General features: G+C 47.8%; 1 protein-coding gene. It reads right to left on the bottom strand.

The window, feature by feature from the left end:
* Positions 1-168 precede the first annotated feature (168 nt).
* On the bottom strand, positions 169-471 hold a 303-nt coding region (gene cysZ / locus RAD15_RS43695), incomplete at its 5' end, for a sulfate transporter CysZ (RefSeq protein WP_458184843.1).

Raw genomic sequence — 471 nt, forward strand, 5'->3', positions numbered from 1 at the left:
CTCATGGCCTGTCCTTAACTGTATGAAATTGGGATACCTTCCCAGCATACCTTCCAGCCAGATATGGGGAAGTAAGGATTTCGCATATCTATATGCTGATGGGAAATAATGGTTATCAGTATGGAATAAGAGACAGCATAAGCCATCTCTTATTTATACATTTTTACGTTATTTCCATAACGCGTGCTTAGCACGCCAGCAATCAACCCACATTGCCGTCGCGCCACAGACGGCGACAGGCATAATGAACAGGTTAAGCACTGGAATCATCGTAAATAGGCTGGTGAGCGCGCCAAATTGCATATTCGCGACCTTCTGCGTGCGCAACGCGGCGCGCATCGTTTTAAACGGCACTTTGTGGTTATCAAACGGGTAGTCGCAATACTGGATCGCCAGCATCCAGGCGCTGAACAAAAACCACAGCACCGGCGCGATGGTTTGGCCAATGCCAGGAATAAAATAGAGAACCAG

This window comes from Bradyrhizobium sp. 14AA (assembly GCF_054185205.1).